Origin of the sequence: Streptomyces albospinus, from assembly GCF_014648695.1 — a bacterium.
GTDB classification, from domain to species: Bacteria; Actinomycetota; Actinomycetes; order Streptomycetales; family Streptomycetaceae; genus Streptomyces; species Streptomyces albospinus.
Genome location: NZ_BMRP01000147.1, coordinates 1 through 770, shown reverse-complemented (window position 1 = coordinate 770; position 770 = coordinate 1). Strand labels below are relative to the sequence as shown.

Genomic DNA, 770 nt, shown 5'->3' with positions numbered 1-770 from the left:
TCCGGTAGGGGCGACCGTGCTCGTGATCGAGTCCCGTGGCAATCGCCAGGTCGACGTCATGGAGTGGGCTGATCCGTTGGAAGCGTTGCCCGGCAATGCCGGCGACGCCGGTTGAGGAGACAAACGATGTTCGGTTACCGCGTTCCCGCCCCCGATCAAGCCATGCTGATCTCAGGAGGCAGGCGTGGCCAGGGCGGCGCTCCGTTCCGAGTGGTCACCGGCCACGGCAAGTTCGTGCTGCCGGTCTTCCGCAAGGTCCGGTTCCTGACCCTGGCGATGTGTGAGTCCGAGGTCGCCGAGAAGTGCGTCACCCGGCAAGGCATCGCACTCACGGTCCGCGCCGTGATCGCCTTCAAGGTCGGCAACGACACCGAGAGCATCGTCAACGCCGGTCAGCGGTTCCTGTCCGACCAGGACCAGATGGCGGTGCTCACCGGCCGGATCTTCGCCGGTCATCTGCGCTCCATCATCGGCTCGATGACGGTCGAGGAGATCGTCACCGAACGGCAGAAGCTGGCCACCGAGGTCCTGGAGACCTCCAAGACCGAGATGGCCAAGATCGGCCTGATCGTCGACTCGCTCCAGATCCAGTCGATCGACGACGGCGACACCGGCTACATCGAGGCGATGTCCGCCCCGCACAAGGCCGCCATCCAGCAGCAGGCCCAGATCGCCCAGGCCCACGCCACCCAGGCGTCGGTCGAGGCCCAGCAGGAGGCGGCCCGCAACCAGGCCGAGTACCAGCGGCAGACCGCCGTGGTCCAGGCCGA

General features: G+C 66.8%; 1 protein-coding gene. It reads left to right on the top strand.

The window, feature by feature from the left end; translation table 11 throughout:
• Window positions 1–126: 126 nt before the first annotated feature.
• The coding region (locus IEZ17_RS41695) for a flotillin family protein (protein WP_189308837.1) at window positions 127–770 on the top strand (644 nt) is incomplete at its 3' end.